Raw genomic sequence first — 3,693 nt, 5'->3', positions numbered from 1 at the left:
AAAGGAATTATCATTCAATCAGAAAATAAGAGTCTCAGTTCAAGACTAATCAACAAAACAATTGAAAAAATTCTTTCAAAAAAAGATATTGATGAAAATAAAATTGAAATTACATTAGAATCACAAATACCAACAGGATATGGTTTAAAGAGCTCCAGTGCAATTTCTTCGGCAGTCGCCCTTGCATGTTCTAAAATTTTTAAACCAAAATTAACAGATAAACAGATTTTGCTTTCAGGAGTTGAAGCGTCTATTGAATCCAAAGTCAGCATAACAGGAGCATATGATGATGCTTGTTCATGTTATTATGGCGGATTTAATGTGACAGATAATTTTAAGAAAAATCGCATCGTCTCAGAGAAAGCACCTGTAAATTTGATTGCAGTAATATTTATTCCAAAGAATAGAAAGAGAGGTAATTTAAAAAATTTAAAAATTTTATCACCTGTATTTGAAAATGCATGGGAGTTAGCTAAAAAAAGAGATTATTGGAATGCGATGAACATTAACGGATTGGCAACAGCTGCAACATTAGACTCTGATCCTAAAATAATGATAAATTTACTTGAAAAAGGAGCTTACGGAGCATCAGTTTCAGGAAACGGCCATCAATTGCGGCAATAACAAAAAAAGAAAACGAATCAAACATCAAAAAAGTATTCTCAACACTTGAAGGAAATGTAATAGTTTCTAAAATTAACAACAAAAAGGCAGAAGTACATGAACTGTAAAGTAGAAAAGTCAAAATTATCAGGACATGTTACTTGCCCACCTAACAAGAGTTATTCTCATAGAGCTATTTTTCTAGCATCACTGGCAGGTAACAATAGTAAGATAGACAACGTATTATTTTCAGCAGACACTATTGCAACAATTGAAGCATGTAAAAATTTTGGGGCAGAGATAGAACAAAAAAATACATCAATAATCGTCAAAAAACCCATAAAAATAGATAAAATTGTGCCTGAAATTGATGCAAAAAACTCTGGTACCACTATCAGAATTGCATCAGGAATTGCTAGTTTATTCTCAAAACCAATAACATTGACGGGGGATTCAAGTCTTCAAAAAAGACCAATGCAACCTTTGTTAGATGCGCTTGAAAGTATTGGGGCAAAATGTAGTTCAACTAATGGAATGCCACCTATCAGAATTACTGGAAAAATATTAGGTGGAGATGTCTCAATTCCAGGAAACTTTTCAAGCCAGTTTATTTCTGCATTGTTAATTTGTGCACCTCTAACTGAGAGGGGAATTAATTTAACGATAGAAGGCAACTTGGTTTCAAAACCGTATCTAGATGCTACTATTGCAACAATGAGAAATTTTGGAGTGTCAGTACAAACTTTAATCCCATACAAAAAATATCACATAACACCCCAAATATACAAAGCATCAGAATTTACAGTTCCAATGGATTTTTCAAGTCTTGCATTACTTTTATCAGCAGCAATACTAAATGGGGATGAGGTTACAATTCATGGTAAAATGGGAAACTTGCCACAAGGAGATGAAGCATTTATTGACATCATAGAACAGATGGGAGTAAAAATAATAATCAAAGAAGATCAGATGACAATAGAATCAACAGAAAAACTAGATGGTGGCAAATTTGATTTGAGTAATTCGCCGGACATTCTTCCACCTCTTGCAATTTTGGCATTAAAAGCAAAAAACCCCATAGAAATTATCAACGTAAAGCATGCAAGATTAAAAGAAACAGATAGAATTTTAATTTTAGCAAGAGAACTAAAAAAACTTGGAATGCACATCCAAGAAAAAGAAGATGGTTTAATTTTAGAACCTCCAAAAGAATTGCATGGGGCATTATTGAATTCTGAAAATGATCATAGACTATTCATGGCATTTTGTATAGCTGGAATGTACATAGGAAACTGCATTGTAACAGATCATGAATCAGTTGCAGTTTCATATCCTGATTTTATTAGTGAGATAAACAAACTAGGTGGAAAAATTCTACAATAAAATATTATTTTAAAAAATTAATTAAAATTAGTAAAAGGCGCGACTCTGTATAGAGTGAAAAGCATTCTCCTCACCCACTACGCATTTGCGTAGATAACATGTATTTTTCGCAGAGCCGCGCAAATCATTTGTTATAATTTACACGTTTTTGCATATATTGTATACGTTATCATATTATTTAAAGATTAAACATAATTTTTACAAAAAAATAGAATAAAAAATGTAATTTTTAACTATAAATAAAAATCATCAAAAAATAAGATGAAATCTGAGTTGATTAAAGATTGAATATTCAGGCATGTAAAATTTTTAATTACTTTAAATTTTTGGGCAAAACAATAGTAAAAGTTACAGGATTATTTTTTACAGATAAGACACCGTTATGAATTTCAACTATTGCTTTGCAGCTTACTAGTCCAAGCCCAGTACCTTTTTGTTTGGTTGTAAACAATGGTTCAAATATTTTTGGCAGTACATCATCTGAAATAGGTTTTCCAGAATCAACTACTTGGATAATATGTGAAGTATCATCATCACTATATTGAATTGAAATTTTACCATCATCTTCAAATTTTTGTACAGCATTGTAAATCAAATTTGTAAAAACGATAATCATTTGAGAGTCATCACAAATAATTTCAGGATTACCTTTTGGTAATTCAATTACAATATTATTTGGAATAATCATTAATTCCAAAGCATCTTTAATGATTTCATGTAGAAGGTGTTTTTGAAATTTAGTTGGATGTATTCGTACAAAATTAGTTACATCATTTATTTGGCGCAGTATTTGATCGAGAGAGTGCTTAATTTTGTTGCAATGATCTATTGTTTTCTCCTCTTTAGAAGTCATTTTTATAAGATCTATACGATTGTAAATACTAGAAAGAGGTTTTTTATGTCATGTGTTAGTCTTGCAGTTAATTCACCTAATGTTGTAAATCTAGAGATTTTGAGGTTTTCATGTGAAATTTCTAGTTCATGTTCTAAATTTTTCAAATTAGATAAATCCTTTCCAGTCACCAAATATCCTTCAAGATTTCCAAATTCATCATATAGTACAGTACCACTCCATATGGATGGAAATGTGGATTGATCTTTTCTTAACATATCGAATGAAACATTAAGATTAATTCCTTTTTTTACAACTTGTGTAAAAGCATCAACTGCTTTCGGTCTATCTTTTTCTACAATGAAATCCACAGGGCCAATCATACCAATCATTTCGTTTTTATCATATCCTAAATTTTTTGCGCAGTGATCATTACAATCGATAATCTTCCCATCTTTATCAAATAGGGCCAACATATCAGGAGTGGATTCAAATAGAATCTTTAGCATCCTGTCATTTCTTATTGAAGACAACAATCAGAAATCAGGATTTTAATTATTAAGTTTATTTTTAAGATTCAGACATATTTTGAAAAGTGTGAAATTCAAGAAAAGAATCCAAGACCAGGCTCATTTTTAATATAATTGGCTAGAAATTGATTCTAAATCACAATTATAAGCATCATTTTACTCAAATATTGTATTGCCAGGCAGTTCAATTGGTCAGCGACTTGTGTTAACCAGTTTTGGTGAAAGTCATGGAAAATCCATAGGAGCTGTTTTAGATGGATGTCCAGCTGGATTGGAAATAGATGAAAAAGAGATTCAAAAAATGTTAGATTATAGAAAACCAGGGCAGTCACTAATTTCTACACA

Annotated in this window: 5 protein-coding genes; 3 read left to right on the top strand and 2 right to left on the bottom strand. The window is 31.0% G+C overall.

Annotated features, from left to right (window positions below; genetic code table 11):
- Together BG20_RS11405 and aroA are read left to right on the top strand one after the other, a co-directional pair.
- The coding region (locus BG20_RS11405) for a shikimate kinase (RefSeq protein WP_010195583.1) at window positions 1-624 on the top strand (624 nt) is incomplete at its 5' end.
- Window positions 625-720: 96 nt separating this feature from the next.
- Entirely contained in the window at window positions 721-1,986 is a 1,266-nt protein-coding gene (aroA, locus tag BG20_RS11400; RefSeq protein ID WP_010195582.1) for a 3-phosphoshikimate 1-carboxyvinyltransferase, read from the top strand.
- Between the two features lie 313 nt (window positions 1,987-2,299).
- Here aroA and BG20_RS11395 read toward each other — a convergent pair whose 3' ends face one another.
- Complete coding sequence (locus tag BG20_RS11395; RefSeq protein ID WP_010195581.1) at window positions 2,300-2,839, bottom strand: sensor histidine kinase; 540 nt, start codon at window positions 2,837-2,839, stop codon at window positions 2,300-2,302.
- Between the two features lie 11 nt (window positions 2,840-2,850).
- Window positions 2,851-3,351, bottom strand: a complete 501-nt coding sequence (locus tag BG20_RS11750) for a PAS domain-containing protein (RefSeq protein WP_133936314.1) — start codon at window positions 3,349-3,351, stop codon at window positions 2,851-2,853.
- A 169-nt stretch (window positions 3,352-3,520) separates the two neighbouring features.
- Here BG20_RS11750 and BG20_RS12060 point away from each other — a divergent pair.
- On the top strand, window positions 3,521-3,693 hold a 173-nt coding region (locus BG20_RS12060), incomplete at its 3' end, for a chorismate synthase (protein ID WP_010195578.1).

Origin of the sequence: Candidatus Nitrosarchaeum limnium BG20 (assembly GCF_000241145.1) — an archaeon.
GTDB classification, from domain to species: domain Archaea; phylum Thermoproteota; class Nitrososphaeria; order Nitrososphaerales; family Nitrosopumilaceae; genus Nitrosarchaeum; species Nitrosarchaeum limnae.
The sequence above is the reverse complement of the archived record's forward strand: the minus strand, read 5'-3'. Positions and strand labels throughout refer to the sequence as shown.